Raw genomic sequence first — 20,384 nt, forward strand, 5'->3', positions numbered from 1 at the left:
CTATCCTCTTTTCTTTAAAGTCATTGGTAATACTGCAAATAAAAACAGCCCCGCTATAAAAGACACAAGCGTTCCATAAATCCAACTCTCGGACATTAATTGAGTAGGTTCACAAAAGCTGAAAGAAAACAATCCCAGATTTCCGAAAAATGAACTTCCCGCTTTTGATATAAGTCCAATGACAATTCCAAATAAACATCCAATACCTGCCCACATATTTCGAAGCAATGTACACAAAATCACAGAGCATATACTCCAAAGCCAGATAGTTCCAAACATTGCAATGAAATATAAAAGAAATATCTGAATACCCGAAATGCCTTCGTTTACACTGCCCGGTTTTTGCCAGTAAAACAAAACATATCCAACACAAGAAAGTATTAATAAATATAATATTTGAACGCCCACTCTCTGCGATATTACTTTTAACTGCTTTTTTTGATCATACAAATGAAATACATCGGCACGCTTACTTTTTACTTCCATCAAATATGTGTCACTACAAAAAATAATTGTTAAAAATGCTATTGGAGACTGAATTGCTGAACCGATTTCTTCATAGTATATAATCGGATGAATAACACACAATATCAGTATAAATGCACATGAATAAAAAATCTTATATAACGACAGGCAGTTTTTGAGTTCCGTTTTCAATGAACCCTCCTCCTTTTCCAGATTGTAACAGAAATACATACTAATATAACTGATGAAATTACAAGAATAATCTGATTTATGTTTGACATTTTAGCTGCATGTGTTTCAAAAAACCTGCCAGGGAATCGCACCATAATAGAGAACGGTCTCATATAATAAATATCATTCTTCATGGTCAGCATATTTGAATATATAATGTGTAAAAACAAGATTGGTGCTGCCGGAAGCGGATTTTTAAATATTAATGCTGTAATTGTATAGACACAACATATCATCAAAAGATTCGGAACAATATAGATCAGAGAATTCACGCAAAAATCAATTGGTGTTACTGGAAAGCCCGATTCTAAAGACGTTTTCAAACACAGCATAAAGAATATAACATTCAAAATCACTAATACTCCCAGCATACTAATGAATCCGCTTATTACTTTCCCACATATATATTGGATTGCCGTAACAGGCTTTGTATGTAATAATTCATAGGTACTTTTTCGTGTATCCTGAATAAATAAAAATGATAGCAAGACTGTTGCAAAAAAGGCCATATGCAATCCTGCAAAATCCGTAAATTTTTTGGCAAAGTACCAGGAAAAAGAATGTTCGGATAATTTCCGCTCGATATAATGATTGATTTCTTCTGCTGTCCCCTTATGAATTTCAAGGTCCTCATAAGCATATATTGCATTATAATAGCCATATTGGGATTCCAAAAACTCAGAAGCAGTCTTTACATCCATATTCTGAATTTCTTTCATTACATGATCTGCTTCCTGCCTGCTAAATCCAAAACCATTTTTGGAGGTGTCCATTAACGTCTCTTTGATCGTATCTTCCCACTCCCTTCTTCTTTCTTTATCATCAGATGTGGGAATGTACCCATCCATGACATCAGCATCTTCCAATGCTACGTCATTTTGTGTGATCTGTTCATTCTGTTTGATATAATGAATTTGCAAATACGATGACAGACATTGATACATACTGGCAACTATAATAATCAAGCCAATCCACAAAACAGGGTTCTTTAAATAATCAAGTATACTTCTTTTTATGATTGTTTTCATTGTATCTCTTCCTTTCTTTATTTCTTTAACAACATCATACAAATCAATTCTCAATAAATTCACAACAAAAAAGACTAAAACCACTTTATTTGTGATTTCAGCCTTATAAAGTATTTTTATTCAGCTTTGAAAAGAGCTTCTACATGAGCACCGCCTTGTCTGGCATTATATATTTTCAAATTTCCTCCATGCTTTTCACAGAAAATACGAGAAATATACATACCAAGGCCAAAATGCTTTAAATCATCTTGTGGATTCTTATGATAAAATGGCTCTGTTACTTTTTCCTCCGTATCCACAAATCCTATTCCATCATCTTCAACAGAAATTATAAGAAAACCATCCTTTTTCTTTATCTGCAAAGCAATACTTTTTTGTGCATATCGAACCGCATTTTCCAGTAAGTTGTCTGTCACTTCCATGACAAGTTCCTCATCCACTTTCACAATGTTTTGTTCCTGCACTCTTTCTATCTTACATAATTTACTTTCCTTCTTGGACAGCATGGCAGCTTCTGCCTCAATCTTTTTTGCCAGTTCCGATAACTCTATCTCTGAGCATTGCAGTTCCCTCTGTTCTAAATGGGACATTTTTCTCATGTTTTCCGTGAAATGCTCTATACGGTCAATCTGATACATGCCTGTTTGTAAGATATCAATAACATCCTCTGTTTTTATACTCTCGGCAGAAACAAACTCTAAGAGCATTTCCTGATACCCACGCAATATGGAAAGTGGAGAACGTATATCATGTGCAATTGCATTCCGCAAAGCCTTCTCGTCATCAATCATTCGCCACATCTTTCTGTTGTTATCTGCTAAATCACTTCGCATCATTTCAAATTCTTTACACAAAGTTCCCATCTCATCTTTATTTTCATAGGACACATGAAAATCCAGTTCATTATCTGCAATCATTTGTGAGGCATCTTTTAGTTCCTGTAGAGGTGTCTTTAACTTATTTTTATAAAAAAAGAATACCGCAACAACACTCCCAACAATCGAAAAAATCAGTACCGAATATGTTTCCATAAAGTCACACATTTCCGAAAGATGATAGTCCAAACGATTCATCTGCGATTGATTAGGTCTTGATATCTCAATCTCGTATTTCTTTCCATATTGCTGAAACACGTCCGTATAATCTGCATAATCAATATATTTTTCCCATATTTTATTCTGCATATTTCCTGCAAAATGAACTGTAAATCCAGATAACAGAAATGCTGCCGTTAAGCTGATCACAAAATAAAGCAGAATTGTTTTTTTCAGTGACAAGTTTCTTATTTTTTCCATCGGTATCCAATCCCCCATACAGTTTCTATGTATTCTTTTTCTGAATAATCCGCTATTTTTTTCCTTATACGCCGTACTAATTCCGTTATCGTTCTACTGTCCCCTTCCGCATCATATCCACAGACTTGTGCATATATACGTTCTTTATCAAACACCTGCCCTGGATGCATGGATAAGAATTCAATAATCTGATATTCAATTTTTGTGAACTCCATCCTGTGTCCGGCTATAGCTACTATTTTTTCAGAATAATCAATCAGCATTTCATCCATGAAACGGTATTCCGTTTTTTGTTGATGCCTTTCTTCTCTCTTTATGTTTGTGACAATCCTTGCTTCCAACTCCCGAAGACTAAATGGTTTCGTAATATAGTCATCCCCACCCGAAAGCAACCCATTAATTTTATCATCTTCATCAACTCTTGCTGTTAGAAACAAAATCGGGCATAACACTTTACTGCGTATCAGACGACATACTTCAATCCCATCCATGCGTGGCATATTGATATCCAACAAAATAATATCCGGTTTCATTTTTATTTTATTTAATGCTTCCATTCCGTCTGTAGCCGTAATGGTTTCATATTGTTTCATATTAAAATAACTACAAAGCATTTTCACCAATTCTTTATCATCATCGACAACTAAAATCTTGTATTTCATCCAAACCACCTCCAGTATCCATATTATACGATAAAAAACAATGAAATCACAACAAGAGTACATGAAGAATGTACGCACAATATATCTTTTTTCTCAATTCCAGCTCAATTTCCACTCAATGTCTTTTACCTCCGATTTTCGTATGCTTATCTCACAGCAAAGCAGTACCACACCGGTATGACCTGCTGAATCAATCAATACGAAAACGGAGGTATTTTTTATGCGAGAACTCAAAAACACAAAAATCATCGCTGTAGATCATGGCTATGGCAATATGAAAACAGCAAACACCGTCACACCAACCGGAATCAAAGCCTATGAAACCGAACCAATCTTCACCGGGAATATTCTGGAATATAACGGCATTTACTACCGGATTGGCGAAGGACACAAAGAATTTATCCCGGATAAAGCTATGGACGAAGAATATTATCTTCTGACGCTAATGGCTATTGCAAGGGAACTGAATGTCTTTTCCATCCGTGAAGCAGATGTTCATCTGGCTGCCGGACTTCCTCTGACATGGATCAGAAATCAAAGAGAAGCTTTTCGTTCCTATCTGCTCCAGAATCCAGAAGTCCATTACCGTTTCAACGGCAAAGAATATCATCTCCACTTTGCGGGATGTAGCCTTTACCCACAGGGATATCCGGCTATTGTAAACCACCTTGGAAATTTCAAGGGAACTAATCTCCTTGCAGATATCGGAAACGGAACCATGAACATTCTGTATATTAACAATAAGAAAGCTCAGGAGAGCCGATGCTGGACAGAAAAACTTGGTGTAAACCAGTGCATGATTGCCGCAAAGAACGCTGTTCTGGACAAATTCGGAGTGAAAATTGAAGAATCCACAGTAGAACAGATTCTGCGGTTTGGAACAGCTGACATTTCAGCACCATATCTGGATTGTATCAGTTCTATTGCCAGACAGTATGTGGCAGAACTTTTTTCCACGCTCCGCAAATATGAATATAATCCTGACCTGATGCGCCTGTATGTGGTTGGCGGCGGTGGATGCCTGATCCGTAACTTCGGAACGTATGACAAATCACGAGTCACAATCATTGATGACATCTGCGCCACTGCCAAAGGTTACGAATCTCTGGCTTATATGAGCCTGAAAAGGAGGGGATAAACCATGCAGAACAATATCCGCAACACAAACCTGCGCTTTAATCTGGACAAAGAACAACAGCGGAGAGCCTGGGAATATTTACAGACGATGGACAGGCAGGATTTTAAATCTTACAGTCAGGTAATCTCTCTTGCACTGGTAGATTATTTTGACCGCTACTACCGCACACAGGCTGATCCTTATCTGGAAACAAGAGAACGGGAAGAACTTTTTGTGAAACAGATTGTAGATGCAGTGGAAAACAGTCTGAAACAGGAATTGCCACTTTTTCTTTCCGGACTGACTGTAGGCATGGCGCAAAGGGAGCCCCAAATCAGGGCGTCCTTTCCAACACCTGAAAATTCACAGCCGGATAATGATGTAGACTGGGATTTTCTTGGAGAATAACTGATTGGAGGTGAACACATGACGGACTTTCTGACAGCAGACACCAACCTGCCATCTTATATGATGTTTCCCCGTTTCCTTCTGGACATGGAAATAAACGAAACTGCCAAAATGCTTTATATTATCCTGCTCGACCGGGCAAGGCTTTCCCAGAAAAATGAGGGCTGGTCAGATATCGATGGTCATGTGTTCATTTACTTTACAATTGAAGCACTGGCAGAAGTTCTCCACAAAAGCCAGATGACGATTAAAACTGCTCTGGCAGTACTGGAAAAACAGGAGCTTATCTTCCGAAAACGGCAGGGACCCGGACAGCCCAATCGAATTTATGTAAAACTCCCAAAAGAAACCATCCACTATACAGACAGATTTCTTTCCCTAAGACAGACAGAAAACTGTCCTATTGACAGACAGGATTCTTTCCCTGATACAGACAGAAAACTGTCTGGTAATAAGAAAGAGATAAAAAAGAACAATTTAGCAATAAGAGGGAGTAAGGAGCCACTCTCACCCTATGGAAAATTTCAAAATGTTTTTCTGTCAGAAAAAGAGCTTGAAGATATCCGGCAGACAATCCCTGACTGGAAGGATTATATTGAACGCTTATCCGGTTATATGGCTTCTACCGGAAAACAATATCAGAACCATGCAGCTACCATCATCAGTTGGGCAAGACAGGATCATCCTGCTTCCCGGCAAAGAAATTACGAAAGTGAGGAATACGAAACACTATGACAAGATTTACAGGAAAAGCAACCGCTATAACACCAAACAGAGAGCTTCAGCCTGATGAATATTTTAACGAAACAGACCACCTGATCTACTGTTCCAAATGCAATACGCCAAGACAATGCCGGCATGAATTACAGGGAAAGGTGCTTATTCCTTCCATTCGCTGTAAATGCCAGCAGGAAATCTTTGAGCAGGAAGAAACCCAGAGAAAACTTCATGAAAAACAAATGGAAATAGAGCATCTTAAAACCAGCGGCTTACAGGACAAAGCACTCTATGACTACACTTTTTCCAAGGATAACGGCATCAATCCGGAAATAAAACTGGCACACAATTATGTAAGCAACTGGGAAGAGATGAAAGCTAACGCCTCCGGACTTCTCATCTGGGGTGATGTCGGTACTGGAAAATCTTTTTTTGCAGGCTGCATTGCCAATGCCCTGCTGGAAAAAGGCGTTCCTGTACTGATGACCAACTTTTCCCAGATTCTGAATACCCTTACCGGAATGCATTTTGAAGACAGAAACCAGTTCATCAACAGCTTAAACCGCTACAGTCTTCTGATTATTGATGATCTCGGAATTGAGCGGAACTCTGACTTTGCACTGGAACAGGTATTCAATGTGATCGACAGTCGTTACCGCAGTAAAAAGCCCCTGATCATAACGACCAATCTCACTTTATCAGAGCTGAATAATGCCGCTGATATCGCACACAAACGAATTTATGACCGTATTCTGGAGAGATGTATTCCTGTCCGTATCAATAACCGGAATATCCGTCAGGACAATGCAACAGATAATTTAAAACGGGCGAAAAAAATCCTGTTGAACAATCATGCTCCGAACCAGAATTGACTCAAAGAAGTATAACGCAATGATTATTTTTCACTGACAGTAGTACTACTATCTTTCCTTATTTTTCACCAAGAACATGCCACTGTCAGTTATCTAAAACCATAGTACCAAACCAAAAGATTTTAAAACCAAAACTGCCCGGATACGGGCATAAAAAGGAGGTGCCAGGTATGGCAGATAAAAGAATCATGACACCGGAAGAAAAAGCACTTTTACAGGCAAGACACCGCCAGGAAGAAGCTGAAGCAAGAAATCGCAAAAAAGAACGTGATGCCAGAACACACCGATTAGTCCAGGAAGGAGCCATTCTGGAAAGTATTGTTCCCCATATTAAAGAAATGGATTTAGATTCCCTAAAACGGGAGCTGATGATCCGGCTACGGGGAATGTAAACGCACAAGTTCTACTCCCGAAGGGCGCACTTACTCACCACCTGATAAATCAGGCAGTGGTATCCCCTTCGGGGCTCGTGCGCTCTGCCGAGGGCTTTATCCGCTGTTGCAGGCAACATCGAAAGGAGGTGCCAGATATGGCAATTTATCATATGCAAGCCAAAGTCGTCAGCCGTGGTTCCGGTCGGTCTGCCGTTGCTGCTTCTGCTTATATGAGCTGTAGCCGCATGTACAATGATTATGACGGCATCCAGCATGACTATACCAGAAAACAGGGGCTGATCTATCAGGAGGTGATGCTTCCTCCAATGGCTCCATTGGAATGGAATGACCGGGAACAACTTTGGAATGCTGTGGAAGAAACCGAAAAGACCAAAGACAGCCGACTTGCAAGAGAATTTGTTGTCGCACTCCCCGTTGAGTTGGATAAAGACAGCAATATTTCTCTTCTTCAAGATTTTATTAAAAAGAATTTTGTAGATATGGGGATGTGTGCTGATTTTGCCATTCACGATACAGATGGTCACAATCCCCATGCACACATTCTTCTTACTGTCCGACCATTAAATGAAAATGGAACATGGCAGTATAAAACAGAAAAAGAATATCTCTGTATCAAAGATGGGGAAGAAAAAGGGTTTACTGCTTCTGAATTTAAAACTGCTCAGAAACAGGGATGGGAAAAGCAATATCGCTATAAAGTTGGAAAAAAGAAAGAATATCTGACTTCCTCTGTTGCACAGGAAAAAGGATATGAACGGATTGATAAACACCCCAAGAGCAGCCGATATGGCAGACAGAATCCTATTTCCCAACAATGGAACAGTGATGAACAACTTTGTATCTGGCGGGCAAACTGGGCAGATGCCGTAAATAAAATGCTTGCACGTAATCAGATAAATGCTACCATTGATCACCGCAGCTTTGCAGATCAGGGAATCACCGAACAGCCAACCATCCATGAAGGCTACATTGCCCAGAATATGGAAAAGAAAGGCATGATAGCAGACCGCTGTGAAATCAACCGTCAGATTCGTGCGGATAACAAAATGCTCCGAGAATTAAAAGCAAAGGTAGCAAAACTGGCTAAAGCTGTAGAAAAGTCTATTCCAATAATAGCTGAAACGTTAGAAGCGATCCGCAATCATATGATTTTTACACAGTATCATTTGCTCCACAATGAGATGCAAAAAGAAGTGATCCATGACTGGATGAATCATTTTAATCCAATACTGAATAAATACAACACCATTAAAAAGAAACTCAAAGCTAAAGTTACAGAGCGGAAAGAACTGAATGTGAAAAAAGAGAAAACCAGTATTTTGAATCCCATCCAGCATATAAAATTGAATCAGCAGCTTACCACTGTTACCGAAGAAATTGAAGAACTGAAATCAAGGAAAGAGCAGCTAATCTTCCAGGCACAATGCTCTACCGATAAAGATATGACAAATCTATCCAAGAAATATGACCAAATGAATAACAATCTTGATATCCTAGATTCTCAGGACATCTCGCTCAAAAAACAGCTTGAAAAAGATGCTGCCGCTTTCCGGGAAGAAAAATTTCATCCTGAACCAGAACAATATACCGAGTTACTGGATACCAGAATCCAGATACGTCCTGATTTCCGGGATAAGCTGATCGAGCAGCTCAAAGGTACTTTTGGTAAGTATTATGACTATCACCGTCGTGATATTGCAGCCGATGAGGTGGATTATCTCAATGTGGAAGACCCTGATGTTTTCTCCCATCGTGCATGGGAACTTAAATATCAGAGAGAACAGGAAATGCGGCGAAATCAGTCTGCTCGGACTAAGAAAAGGTCACATGATATGGAATTGTAATCATCTAAAGTATTGTCCTGGCACCATAAATGGTGCCGAGACAATGAATAATATTCACACATTATTATTTTAATATTCCAACTATTTACTTTTATTTGAAATCTAAGTCATAGTCTAGCATTTTCAATGCCTATACTATCAACATTCTTTTTCTTCGATTAAATAGACACTGTCTGCTAAAACAATCAAGCTACAACGATTTTACTGTTCAATCTTTTTCTGTATGAAATGTTCAATAACATTATTGAACATAATGTCATCAAATTTTTCTCCTGAAAATACGTTATCACAAATTTCTATTAACCAATCGACATCTTTGACCGGAAGCTTGTTCTTCAATAAACAAAGCATTTCCGTAATGTTGAGCTGAATATCTTGCGTTTGAGCTGCAAGATAACACGCATCTTCTGGTTCCGTCAACAACTCCACAGATTTAGAATATATCCATAGTTCTTCTGCAATATATCCTATTGGAAGTTCATCGACATCGGTGACTTTTTTTTCAGGCAAATCATATTTTTCACTAAAGCAGTCAAGCATTTGTGCTGTCACATTCACAGGATATGGAGGCACCAGTTTATCAAGCAATGAATGATTTTCTGATTCGATTGCCTTCTTGACGTCAACGAGCATCCGTCGAGGGAACTGTAAAGCAGTAGAATCTATTTCTTTGGACTCGTTTGCAGATAATATGACTAGGTAATCAAAGGGAGCATCAGCAAATGCGATACAGCCCAGAAGCCATTCGGTTAAATTGCTTTCCGATGCCATATCAAAATTACCAACTATGATGGGATAATAGCTCAACATGTCAATGGTGTAAATCTGATCAGGAAAATGAATCGAATACTTTGATTCTAATTCCGACAATCCGTCTTCTACTATCTTTCTCTCATCCCGACAATGCCCGTCATACCAATTGCTAATTTGATATTTATTAAAATACTTATTTGGCGAATGTGTCTGGTAGTAGCTACAGCACATTATTAGTCGCTCTATGTTTTGTGTTTCCATAACACAAAGAGTCAACTGTCTTTCCTGAAAGCTAAAATCAATTGCAATTTCTGCAAAGTAATTCTGCATTGTCACAAGAGCACTTTGAGCTATTGTGAGGTTAACCATAGCCAATCTTTGTTTTTGTTCATTCTTAATGAGGAACCCTGCAAACTGATTCATAAAGTTTTGTATGCTTTGAAAGTATTTACTCTTTATTTTTCCTAACCTCTCGGGCACTGTAGCTTTTTCTTCAAAAGGACGATCTTCTTTAGGATATCGCTTTTCACCAGTAGTAATTAGGGCAAATTCTTCACGAAGTTGATCTACCTCCCCGGCCAAACTCCCTAATGGTTTTCCGCCAAGGAGTTTGTAAATACAGGCACAGCACTTATCTGCAAGCAAACATATATGTTCTCTCACATCAAACCAGTAATTTAACCATTCTGTCGCGGTATCAAATTCGTAATTGCTCATAATGGTCTTGTTCCATAGCGACGTAAGATTCTGATGGAACATGATTACAATATTTTTAATGGGCATTTCTTTATGTGCATCGTCGGGAACAGGATAAGCCGAGAGCAAATCAACTGTCGGCTTGAGAGCATCCGCGCAATACAAATCAAAAATAGGCAAGGCTTTACAAAGGAATTTCAGCCTTGAGACGCTCTGCTCATTTCCCGTTTTAATATTGTGCAATCGAAGGATATATTCAATGTGAATCGCTTTTTTTTCGGAATCAATAAATACCCTATGTGATCTGGTCCACTGCTTAAGGTACGTAAGAATACTCTTAAGATTTCGTTCCACAAATTCCATATATTTCTCTCTGTTCCCGCAGTAGGAGAGATACATCAGCGTAGAAACGCACTCCAGCGTCAATTTTTCTGGCTTGCTCCAAAGATCGTCCAGAGAAAATCCGGCCGATACATTCCACTCTGGATTGATGTTATAGATCCACTCAGAAATGGAGGTATAGGACGTGATGTCCTTTATTCCGTCAAAACGAAAGGTGCGCATTTTCCTATATAAACAATCGCAGAAAATATAGACATACGTTTCCTGCAAACAGCAGGTGGGAATACGCTCCCGTAATCGGCAAAGATATTCTATATTCTTATTATCCGGAAATGTTTCCCGCATTTTGTCCAGCGTATCCATCGACACACCGAAATCCTCGAATACAGCAAATGGGCACATTTCGGTCGATAGAAGAAAAAGACCGCCGTGGGCATCTGCATCGTCAAACGCAGCCCGGTTAGAAAGGAAATACTGCATCACACTCCCTGAAAAAAGCCCCTGTATTGCAGAAGTATAGTTTGAAAGGTCTTTTTCATCCCATAGACTCTCGACCGCATCGCGGAAAAACGTTTCTTTGTTCAGGGTAAACTCCGGCAGATGAGAAAACAGTATCGATAGGTCCGCTTTGTCCGCCATTTTCATAACTGAAATGGCGGTATTGTCAATTGGCAGGAATTCATGCAGCCTCTTAACAACGTGCTTTGACCGAATGGGATGTAGCCCCTCAATATACCCACTCTCTTCATTTACATGCACAAGGAACTCCGATTCCATACCTTTTAAAAGCTCCCCAAAATCCGAGCCAGAGTCTTCTGATTGACTCGCAGAAAGTTTGATAGCAGAAAGCCTGACTCCGCAAAGATCTGCAAAACATACTTTGCGTAAGATTTCACATTTTGCTTTGCCAGAAGATGATTGTCCTATTTCGGATATTTGTGAGGCTATTCTTTCTGATAACATCTCACCATGAGTAAGCAAGTAGACATACTCTATAAGTAGTTGCCTTTCTGCAATCTTATTCCATGCTCTTTGCCAGCTTGTTATGCTTGGGTGAAGTTGCTTAGCCTCTCTGAATAGATTGAATATCTCTATTGCTTCCTTTTCTTCTAAAACCGGCTTAATTACTTTCAAAGACTGGATATTGCTCAAGTCACCACTATAATTATACCAATCCATCTCTCGCGATGTGATGAGCAACTTATAATGACAATGCAATTCGGATTGTAAGAGCTGAACAAGATAATTCCATTTGCTGAGATGGTTATCCAGATTGTCAATTAAGATAAGAATCTTTTCACCAAGCTGAATTCTTGCTTTGAAATATTGGACAATATTCCCAATTTCTTTTATCTCATCACACCATAGTAACTGATATGGTATATATTCATTTTGGAGAATATAAGCTGCCCGCAAAGCCAGCGTGGTTTTTCCTTGCCCACTAGAAGCTTTAATTACAGTAACCATGTTTTCGCAAATAGAATTAATAACATCTTTTTCTAAACTCGGTCGTTTGATTGGAAACCCACTTACTATATCTGCTGGTGTTGCTTTTTTCCCTTCGTAAAAACTACACCCTTCATCAATGCTAGGCTTAGAGTAGTCCAGTTTACGAATCCAACTATGAGCTGGATTTTGAGGACCCTTACTGATATCTATTTTGACAGATTGGATTTTGGAATCTAATTCTGCTTTTGTCACATAGGCCCGCTGCTCCATTTTTTCAAAGCAAAGAATTTTTATGCTATTTGCAAATAATGAAACATTGTCTGTGTTAATCTCATAAATTCTAATTAAGGTTTTTTCAATTTCAGTAGCAAGTATAGATTTTTCAATCTTCTCAAATGACAGATGTGAAATAAATTTATCGAAATCATAAACAGACCAATTCCAAGAAGGATTGTTTTTCTTGATATTTGAAATCACGCCAGCCCAATGGGTGCGTGATTTTTCGTCTAACTTAGATGCAAATATCTTACTTAGATGGCCTTTTGCAACAGGGAAATCGTAAACAAGCTTAAAAAATCTATTTTGATCCAGCAAATATGCTTCAAGAAAATTTTTGAGTACATCAGTTAAAAAGCTGGCATCCTGTTTGTTGACAGAATATTTCAACTGTATATGAGTAATATCATTACTACCATTTTTCTGCATGATACAATCAATATCTTCAATCCCCTCAAGCTGGAAAAAATTGCTTGGATTTGATGACGAAAGAATTAAATAACACGAATACAAAAATTGATATGAATACCCCCTGAGTGCAATTTGTCCGCCATCCCTAGAAATACTTAATTCCTGAATATTTGCTTTTGGAGCTGTAATCTTTTTGCTTTTCTTCTTTGTGCTTTTTCCCATATTTTTCCTTTCGTTCTCTTATTACATCTACACGTGCTCTAATCTGTACTTATCAAATTTTCCAATTCAGAATATCGAACGATTCTATTTCTATTAGGAAGTTTAATGGCATTCATCAATTCCATTTCCTTGTAATGAATAAAACATTTTAGATACTATAATAAAAAAATCCCGTTGCTTTAATAATACCATCTTCTTAACCCATTTTCTATATAATCTCTTCCAAACAGCGAAAAGCTCCCGAAGGAGCTTTCCATTACCTTAAATATACACTAATTCTTTTAACACAATCTCTTCTGCAGCATTCCGGATATTGTTTACCGCTCTGACCCATTCCATCTGATCACGAGCTTTCAATTCTTCCGTAATGCCCTGCTGCTCCATCATCTGACGTACCAGAATATCCATTCTCTCCTGTGCTTCATCGTCCACAAGATTCAGATGTTCCACCAGTCTGTCTTCCAACATATACAGTGAATACATTGCCAGACGATGCTCTTTCAGATATGTTTTCCGCATCATTCCATATTTCCCATAATGCGGTTCTTCATCTGTACTGACAAGATTCGGATAGTAAATTCCGTCTGCGCCAAGTGTGTAGGTTCCACCCATTTTTTCAAATGTGCTTTTCATGTGTTATTCCTCCTTGAAATCAGCGATGTCCTTAGATCATCGCAAAATATTTCAGGGCAGCCTTGATAGCTTCTTCCTTCTCTTTCGGGCATTGTGGAACTCTTGCATTTTCTGATTTTGGAAGATTATAGTTTTCTCCCACTTCAATTCCACATTTGCGTTTTACCTGAGAAATATATAAACTTGAAACCTTCAAGCCAAATTCTTTCAGCACATAATCTTTGATTTCCTGATAGGTTGCTTTCAACTCGGCACTGGTAGCATCCAGCTCGTCCAGGTCTAAGTCGATCTCTATCGTGTCATCCGGCTTCTGTTGGGACAAAAGAACAACTGTCTCCACATGCACGCTCATCGGAAACATATCAGTCGCCTTCACCTTCCTGATCTCATACCCATTCTCCCGCAGATACTTCACATCCCGCGCCAAAGTCGCTGAATCGCAGCTCACATATACAATCCTCTCCGGCTCCATCTGAACCATTGTATCCAGTACGCTTGTCTCACATCCTTTTCTCGGCGGATCGACTACGATCACATCCGCCCTCGCATGCTCTCCCGGATGCTCTTTTGCATAATCCGCATAATATTCCGGCAACACTTCTTCTGCCTTTCCTACAAAAAACTCCGCGTTTGTAATCTCATTGATCTCGGCATTATGCTTTGCATCTTCAATTGCCTGTGGCACGATTTCCACGCCGTAAACTTTCTGTGCTTTCTGCGCAAGGAAAAGGGAAATCGTTCCGATTCCACAATACACATCCCAAACCGTCTCTTTTCCAGTAAGCCCTGCGTATTCCAGTGCGGTTCCGTAAAGTACCTCTGTCTGTACCGGATTCACCTGATAGAAAGACAGCGGTGAAATCTGATATTTGACATTACCGATATAATCGGTGATATACGTCTGTCCCCAGAGCGGGCAAACCTTTGATCCCATGATCACATTCGTCTTTTCTTTATTGATATTATAAGTAATACTTGTCATTCCCGGAATCTTTGTCAGCTTTTCCACCAATTTCTCACTGTGTGGAAGCTTATCCCCGTTAAGGATCAGACAAACCATGATCTCTTTTGTTGTAAATCCATACCGGACCAGGACATGGCGCACCAGTCCTTTGTGCCGTTTCTCATCATATGCAGAAATCTTCTCTTCCCGCATGTAGTCCAGAATCTGATCCAGGATCACTTTATTCTCCGGTACTCCAAGTACGCAGTCCCTGTCCGGAACCGGGATGATCTGATGGGTTCTTCCGGCATAGAATCCGGCAATCAGATTCCCTTCTTTATCTACTCCGATCGGGAACTGTGCTTTATTCCGGTAACGGAACGGTTCCTCCATTCCTGCGATCGGCTCCATGATCTGATCCAGCAATTCTTCTTCCACACCGCCAAGACGGATCAGGTTATTTCTTACTTTTGTATTTTTAAACTCCAGCTGTTTCCGGTAATCCATCTCCTGGATCTGGCATCCGCCACAACGTCTTGCCTCCGGACAGCGTGCAGATACACGAAATGCGGATTCTTTTACAATCCGCATTAATCTCGCATATCCGTAGTTCTTTTTTGCTTTCATTACTTTTACTTCAACGGTATCTCCGATGACTGCATCCTTGATAAACAGCGTATATCCATCTACCTTTCCGATTCCTTCACCGCCGATTCCGATATCTGTAACTTCTACCGTCACTACGTCATTTTTCTTCATTTTTATACTCATCTTTCTTTCAGAACTTCTCTTAGATACTGGTCTTTCTTAAGTTGGATTCAAACAGACGGTTATAACCTAACCAGTCTTTTGTATCTTTTGCCTTAAAAATCTCTGTCAATGTCTGCATCTTTGCATCAGCATTATCCGCACAATTAAGTGCCATTGCCTCAGCAAGCGCCGGTTTTTTCGGCGAACCGTATTCGAGTTCTCCGTGATGCGCTACGATACAGTGCTTTAATTCGCTGGCAAGCTTCTTTGGGAAATCCGGAATCTCACGAATTGCATCATCCAGCATTTCCACACCGATCACAATATGACCGAGCAGCTGCCCGTCATCGGTATAATCATTATCCGGAAACAGGGAAAGTTCCTGTGTCTTTCCGATATCATGGCACATTGCCGCTGTATACAGAAGATCCTTATTCAGGATCGGATATGCCCCTGCCATATATTCACAGAATTTCACTACACTTAATGTGTGCTCCAGAAGTCCTCCGGCAAATCCGTGATGTACACTCTTTGCTGCCGAATGTGCCTTGAAGCTCTTGATAAACTGCTCATCATTTACAAAATAATACCGGATCACCTGCTGCAGATACGGGTTCTTCACCTGCTTTCCATAACGCATCAGTTCTTCATACATTCCATCCACACTTTTCTCGCTGGTCGGCATATAATCCGCCGGATCGTATTCTCCCTCGTCTGCTACACGGAGCTGCTTGATGTTCATCTGAAGATTGCCGTTATAGCTGATGATCTCCCCGTAAACTTCAATAAAATCTTTTTCGCTGTAATCTGCAATTCCATTTGAATTCGGATCCCAGATCTTTCCATCCAAAGTTCCTGTCTTGTCCTGAAGGATCAGGTTGTCGTATGGTTTCCCGTTCCTTGTCTCCGCACTTCTTTTTCCTTTGCAAAGATACGTATTTCTGATTGTCTCGCCTTCGTGTAATGTCTCAATATATCTCATGTCATTCCTCTTCCTGCTCTATATTTTAAATTTATGATTGCTTTTTATCTGCAAATCTATTCTTTACTTCCAACTGTCACATCAAATGTTACATCGACATAACCATCTGCGCCACGCCTCTGCCCTTTGATCCTGATCTGTGTACCGGTTCCGGCTTCTATGATCTGTTTATGAAGTCCTGTTATACCGGTGATATCTGTCTTGTTAATCTCTGTGATCACATCACCATTCTGGATCCCTGCCTGCATCGCAGGCGAATCGGCCTCTACTTCCCTGACATAAATGCCTTTCGGGATTCCCTGTTCGCCGGAAAGCTTCTCCGTCACTACGACTCCGTGAACGCCAATATACGGAACTCCCTGTCCATTTGCCAGAAGTTCGATCTCTTCCTTGATATCCGAAATCGCATAGGCACTCACAAGATTTCCGTCTCTCTGCAGTTCTGACTGGTCACAGATTCCAATCACTTCACCCGCCGTGTTAAACAGAATTCCGCTCCCTTTTTCACTTCCTGCAATATCTGTATCAAGCAGCCGGTACTGCCCGTCTGCCACTGTCCGGTAATTTCTGGTGGAACTGATGATCCCATATCCGACACCACCTGCATATCCAAACTGCTCACCAAGAACGATCACGCCGTCCCCACGGTTCACTGCAATGGAATTACCAAGCGTCGCCGTCTGGATCTGGTTCCTCGTGCTATCCGACAGATCTGATCTCTTAACCGCAATAATCGCAAGTCCAAGATTCCGGTCCTGCTTTTTCAAAGTTGCGTTATATGTCGTATTGTCTGAAAATGTAGCTTTCAGTGCTTCTGCATCTTTTACAATTCTTGCCGGTGCCGCAATCAAAAGATCTGCACCATTACCCCAGAAAATAACTCCCGATACAGCCTGTTCCTGCTCCCCTGCATTCTCCCAGCCTTCATCCCGGTGCACGGCATAGATCTCAACCACACTTTTTCCTGCCGACACTGCCACCTGGTATAATGCGTGGTTCATCTCCTGATAATCTTCAACAGTCAGATCCGGATACTGAATCTCTTCATCCTGTGCTTCCTGATCCTTGGTATCCTCCTCATCCTCAACCGGAGTTTCCTCCTGATCCAGCGGAATCGTTACCTTCTCTCCGCCCAGATGTGTCATCGCCCATGGGCGAAGGGCATAAAACGCAAGACCTGCTGCAAGTCCAAAAATCAGTCCTCTTCCTGCAAGCCTGCACAGATTTCCTATGATTCCTTTTTTACTTCGCTGTTCATCTTTTACTGTTTCCTGCAAAAACGAATATTTTTCTTCCTCACTGTCGTGCGGTTCTTCGTTCCGCTTATTCTCCCGATTATCAGACATTGTGCTTCTCCTTAGGCCTCCGGAGTGCTTTCAGCCACACCTGGTTTTAGTATACATGATTCCCCGCAAATGTTCAACGAAATTTCACCTTTCCACTTTCATTTAGACGGTAAATACGTTAGAATAGAACCAGACAAAATATGAGGTATAAATGTATTATGAATCAAAAATCTTTAACAAAATTGGAATTTCCAAAAATTATAGAGATGCTGACCGATCACGCTTCTTCCCCTGGCGGAGCTTCATTCTGCCGACGGATCAAGCCGATGACCGACCTTAACAAAATCAACACTGCACAGGAACAGACTTCCGCAGCATTTACCCGCATTGTAAAGAAGGGAATTCCTTCTTTCAGCGGCTGCTATGCTGTCTCTGACTCTCTCAAGCGCCTGGAGATCGGAAGTGCCTTAAGCGCACCGGAACTCCTCCGGATCGGCAAGCTTCTTCAGACAACCGCCCGGATCAAATCCTACGGCCGTCATGAAAATGCAGACGATCAGGCAGATTGTCTGGATGTATATTTTGAACAGCTTGCGCCGCTTACACCACTTTCTGCTGAAATTGACCGCTGCATTCTTGGTGAAGATGAGATCAGCGACGATGCCAGCAGCAAATTAAAGCAGATCCGCCGCAGTATTAACGGCATGAATGACAAGATCCATTCTACCATGACCGGACTTTTGAACGGTTCCATGCGCACCTATCTCCAGGATGCCATTATTACCATGCGTGGCGACCGTTACTGTCTCCCGGTAAAAGCCGAGTACCGCAGCCAGGTAAATGGTCTGATCCATGACCAGTCAGCAACCGGCTCCACACTTTTCATTGAGCCGATGGCCGTTGTCAAACTGAACAATGATCTGAAAGAATTATATGCCCGGGAGCAGGAAGAGATCCAGGTGATCCTTGCCCGCCTCAGTGTGGATGCAGCTGAATATATTGAAGAAATCCGTCTGAACTACAAAGCACTTGTGGAACTGGATTTTATTTTTGCAAAAGGTGCACTGGCACTGGATATGAACGCCAGCCGCCCAGTCTTCAACAACGAAGGCCGGATCCGGATCCGTGAGGGAAGGCATCCTCTTCTGGACCGTAAAAAAGTTGTTCCGATCAGTCTGACACTTGGAGATACCTTTGATCTTCTCGTCATAACCGGTCCGAACACAGGTGGTAAGACCGTTTCCCTCAAGACTGTGGGGCTTTTTACCCTGATGGGACAGGCAGGTCTGCACATTCCTGCACTTGACCGATCAGAGCTTGCTGTATTTAACCAGGTTTATGCTGATATTGGTGACGAACAGAGTATTGAACAGTCTTTAAGTACCTTCTCTTCTCACATGACAAATGTGGTCTCTTTCCTAAATCATGTGGATGAGAATTCATTAGTCCTTTTCGATGAACTTGGTGCGGGAACCGATCCGACTGAGGGTGCTGCGCTTGCTATCGCCATCCTGTCACATCTGCATAACCGAGGGATCCGTACTATGGCAACGACACACTACAGCGAACTGAAGGTATTTGCTCTTTCTACTCCGGGAGTAGAAAATGCCTGCTGTGAATTTGACGTGGAGACATTGAGCCCGACTTACCATCTTCTGATCGGTATTCCGGGAAAAAGTAATGCTTTCGCGATTTCCGAAAAACTCGGCCTTCCGGATTATATCATCCAGGATGCCAAAACGCATCTGACCGAGGAGGATGAATCTTTTGAAGATCTCCTTACTGATCTGGAACAGAGCCGCAAGACCATCGAGAAAGAACGGGAAGAGATTGCTTCTTACCGTCGCGAGATGGAGCGTCTCAAGTCCGAGCTCAAGAACCAACAGGAAAAGCTGGATACACAGCGCGACCGGATCATTCGTGAGGCAAATGCCAGAGCAACCGACATTGTTCAGGAAGCCAAGGATTTTGCAGATGAGACGATGAAGAACTTCCGCAAATTCGGCAAAGCCAGTATTTCTGCTTCCGAGATGGAAAAAGAAAGAGAACGGATCCGCAAGCAGCTTTCCAAAACTGAAAATAAAAACCGTCTGGAAAAGAAAAAGCCTTCCAAAGCTTACAAGGCAAGCGATTTCCATCTGGGCGATTCTGTAAAAGTACTGAGTATGAATCTGACCGGAACGGTAAATTCACTGCCGGATGCCAAAGGCAACCTGTTTGTCCAGATGGGTATCCTCCGATCACAGGTCAATATTTCCGATCTTGAACTGATCGAAGAACCGCTTACGGTTACTGCAAAGCAGATGCGCAGAACCAGCAGTGGCAAGATGAAGATGGGCAAATCCATGCACGTCAGCCCGGAGATCAATCTTCTCGGCAAGACAGTCGATGAAGCAGTTGCCGAACTTGACAAATATCTGGATGATGCCTATATCGCACACTTAAGTCCGGTACGAATTGTACACGGGAAAGGAACCGGCGCACTCAGAAACGGGATCCATCAGTATCTGCGCCGCCAGAAACATATCAAATCCTTCCGGCTGGGAGCTTTCGGGGAGGGCGATGCCGGTGTAACTATCGTAGAATTCAAATAATCATTGGGGGAAC

General features: G+C 41.1%; 16 protein-coding genes. 7 read left to right on the forward strand and 9 right to left on the reverse strand.

The window, feature by feature from the left end; translation table 11 throughout:
• From G4407_RS10600 to G4407_RS10615, 4 genes are all read right to left on the reverse strand, one after another.
• On the reverse strand, nt 1-657 hold the full coding sequence (locus G4407_RS10600; RefSeq protein ID WP_009245308.1) for a hypothetical protein: 657 nt from the start codon (nt 655-657) through the stop codon (nt 1-3).
• Entirely contained in the window at nt 654-1,724 is a 1,071-nt protein-coding gene (locus G4407_RS10605; protein ID WP_173688852.1) for an ABC transporter permease subunit, read from the reverse strand. Before G4407_RS10605 ends, G4407_RS10600 begins: the two co-directional genes overlap by 4 nt.
• 116 nt (nt 1,725-1,840) lie before the next feature.
• Entirely contained in the window at nt 1,841-3,019 is a 1,179-nt protein-coding gene (locus G4407_RS10610) for a HAMP domain-containing sensor histidine kinase (RefSeq protein WP_173688853.1), read from the reverse strand.
• Nucleotides 3,007-3,681 (reverse strand): response regulator transcription factor, encoded by a 675-nt coding sequence (locus G4407_RS10615; protein ID WP_014080778.1) that lies wholly within the window; start codon nt 3,679-3,681, stop codon nt 3,007-3,009. Before G4407_RS10615 ends, G4407_RS10610 begins: the two co-directional genes overlap by 13 nt.
• Before the next feature lie 220 nt (nt 3,682-3,901).
• Here G4407_RS10615 and G4407_RS10620 point away from each other — a divergent pair, with 220 nt between their 5' ends.
• The 6 genes from G4407_RS10620 to mobQ all read left to right on the forward strand — a co-directional run bounded on the left by G4407_RS10620 (nt 3,902) and on the right by mobQ (nt 9,034).
• Nucleotides 3,902-4,819: a ParM/StbA family protein gene (locus tag G4407_RS10620; RefSeq protein ID WP_015560112.1), complete on the forward strand. Its 918-nt coding sequence runs from the start codon at nt 3,902-3,904 to the stop codon at nt 4,817-4,819.
• A gap of 3 nt (nt 4,820-4,822) precedes the next feature.
• The gene (locus tag G4407_RS10625; protein WP_015560111.1) at nt 4,823-5,206 is read left to right on the forward strand and encodes a hypothetical protein; all 384 of its coding nucleotides are present in this window, start codon (nt 4,823-4,825) and stop codon (nt 5,204-5,206) included.
• Between the two features lie 18 nt (nt 5,207-5,224).
• A complete protein-coding gene (locus G4407_RS10630; RefSeq protein WP_014080781.1) occupies nt 5,225-5,941 on the forward strand; it encodes a replication initiator protein A in 717 nt (238 codons plus the stop codon).
• A complete protein-coding gene (locus tag G4407_RS10635) occupies nt 5,938-6,795 on the forward strand; it encodes an ATP-binding protein (RefSeq protein ID WP_015560110.1) in 858 nt (285 codons plus the stop codon). Before G4407_RS10630 ends, G4407_RS10635 begins: the two co-directional genes overlap by 4 nt.
• Nucleotides 6,796-6,965: 170 nt before the next feature.
• Complete coding sequence (locus tag G4407_RS10640) at nt 6,966-7,187, forward strand: DUF3847 domain-containing protein (protein WP_005362330.1); 222 nt, start codon at nt 6,966-6,968, stop codon at nt 7,185-7,187.
• A gap of 137 nt (nt 7,188-7,324) precedes the next feature.
• Nucleotides 7,325-9,034, forward strand: a complete 1,710-nt coding sequence (gene mobQ, locus G4407_RS10645) for a MobQ family relaxase (protein ID WP_173688854.1) — start codon at nt 7,325-7,327, stop codon at nt 9,032-9,034.
• A gap of 201 nt (nt 9,035-9,235) precedes the next feature.
• On the opposite strand, the gene G4407_RS10650 is transcribed toward mobQ, so the two are convergent.
• From G4407_RS10650 to G4407_RS10670, 5 genes are all read right to left on the reverse strand, one after another.
• Nucleotides 9,236-13,183: a P-loop NTPase gene (locus tag G4407_RS10650; protein ID WP_173688855.1), complete on the reverse strand. Its 3,948-nt coding sequence runs from the start codon at nt 13,181-13,183 to the stop codon at nt 9,236-9,238.
• A gap of 261 nt (nt 13,184-13,444) precedes the next feature.
• Nucleotides 13,445-13,816: a TnpV protein gene (locus G4407_RS10655; protein WP_014080786.1), complete on the reverse strand. Its 372-nt coding sequence runs from the start codon at nt 13,814-13,816 to the stop codon at nt 13,445-13,447.
• Nucleotides 13,817-13,847: 31 nt separating this feature from the next.
• Nucleotides 13,848-15,518: a 23S rRNA (uracil(1939)-C(5))-methyltransferase RlmD gene (gene rlmD, locus G4407_RS10660; RefSeq protein ID WP_173688856.1), complete on the reverse strand. Its 1,671-nt coding sequence runs from the start codon at nt 15,516-15,518 to the stop codon at nt 13,848-13,850.
• A gap of 31 nt (nt 15,519-15,549) precedes the next feature.
• Nucleotides 15,550-16,491 carry a 3'-5' exoribonuclease YhaM family protein gene (locus G4407_RS10665; protein ID WP_008368874.1) on the reverse strand — a complete coding sequence of 314 codons (942 nt, stop codon included), beginning with the start codon at nt 16,489-16,491 and terminating at the stop codon, nt 15,550-15,552.
• A 56-nt stretch (nt 16,492-16,547) separates the two neighbouring features.
• Nucleotides 16,548-17,837, reverse strand: a complete 1,290-nt coding sequence (locus tag G4407_RS10670) for a S1C family serine protease (RefSeq protein ID WP_173688857.1) — start codon at nt 17,835-17,837, stop codon at nt 16,548-16,550.
• Nucleotides 17,838-17,995: 158 nt separating this feature from the next.
• Between G4407_RS10670 and G4407_RS10675 the strand changes: the two genes are divergently transcribed.
• Nucleotides 17,996-20,371, forward strand: a complete 2,376-nt coding sequence (locus G4407_RS10675; RefSeq protein ID WP_173688858.1) for an endonuclease MutS2 — start codon at nt 17,996-17,998, stop codon at nt 20,369-20,371.
• Nucleotides 20,372-20,384: the final 13 nt, after the last annotated feature.

Source organism: Allocoprococcus comes, from assembly GCF_013300725.1.
In the GTDB taxonomy this organism is placed as follows: domain Bacteria; phylum Bacillota; class Clostridia; order Lachnospirales; family Lachnospiraceae; genus Allocoprococcus; species Allocoprococcus comes_A.

Coding starts and splice junctions, on each gene's coding strand:
- G4407_RS10605 (WP_173688852.1), bottom strand. CDS start 1,724: ATGAAAACAATCATAAAAAGAAGTATACTTGATTATTTAAAGAACCCT.
- G4407_RS10610 (WP_173688853.1), bottom strand. CDS start 3,019: ATGGAAAAAATAAGAAACTTGTCACTGAAAAAAACAATTCTGCTTTAT.
- G4407_RS10615 (WP_014080778.1), bottom strand. CDS start 3,681: ATGAAATACAAGATTTTAGTTGTCGATGATGATAAAGAATTGGTGAAA.
- G4407_RS10620 (WP_015560112.1), top strand. CDS start 3,902: ATGCGAGAACTCAAAAACACAAAAATCATCGCTGTAGATCATGGCTAT.
- G4407_RS10625 (WP_015560111.1), top strand. CDS start 4,823: ATGCAGAACAATATCCGCAACACAAACCTGCGCTTTAATCTGGACAAA.
- G4407_RS10630 (WP_014080781.1), top strand. CDS start 5,225: ATGACGGACTTTCTGACAGCAGACACCAACCTGCCATCTTATATGATG.
- G4407_RS10635 (WP_015560110.1), top strand. CDS start 5,938: ATGACAAGATTTACAGGAAAAGCAACCGCTATAACACCAAACAGAGAG.
- G4407_RS10640 (WP_005362330.1), top strand. CDS start 6,966: ATGGCAGATAAAAGAATCATGACACCGGAAGAAAAAGCACTTTTACAG.
- mobQ (WP_173688854.1), top strand. CDS start 7,325: ATGGCAATTTATCATATGCAAGCCAAAGTCGTCAGCCGTGGTTCCGGT.
- G4407_RS10650 (WP_173688855.1), bottom strand. CDS start 13,183: ATGGGAAAAAGCACAAAGAAGAAAAGCAAAAAGATTACAGCTCCAAAA.
- G4407_RS10655 (WP_014080786.1), bottom strand. CDS start 13,816: ATGAAAAGCACATTTGAAAAAATGGGTGGAACCTACACACTTGGCGCA.
- rlmD (WP_173688856.1), bottom strand. CDS start 15,518: ATGAAGAAAAATGACGTAGTGACGGTAGAAGTTACAGATATCGGAATC.
- G4407_RS10665 (WP_008368874.1), bottom strand. CDS start 16,491: ATGAGATATATTGAGACATTACACGAAGGCGAGACAATCAGAAATACG.
- G4407_RS10670 (WP_173688857.1), bottom strand. CDS start 17,837: ATGTCTGATAATCGGGAGAATAAGCGGAACGAAGAACCGCACGACAGT.
- G4407_RS10675 (WP_173688858.1), top strand. CDS start 17,996: ATGAATCAAAAATCTTTAACAAAATTGGAATTTCCAAAAATTATAGAG.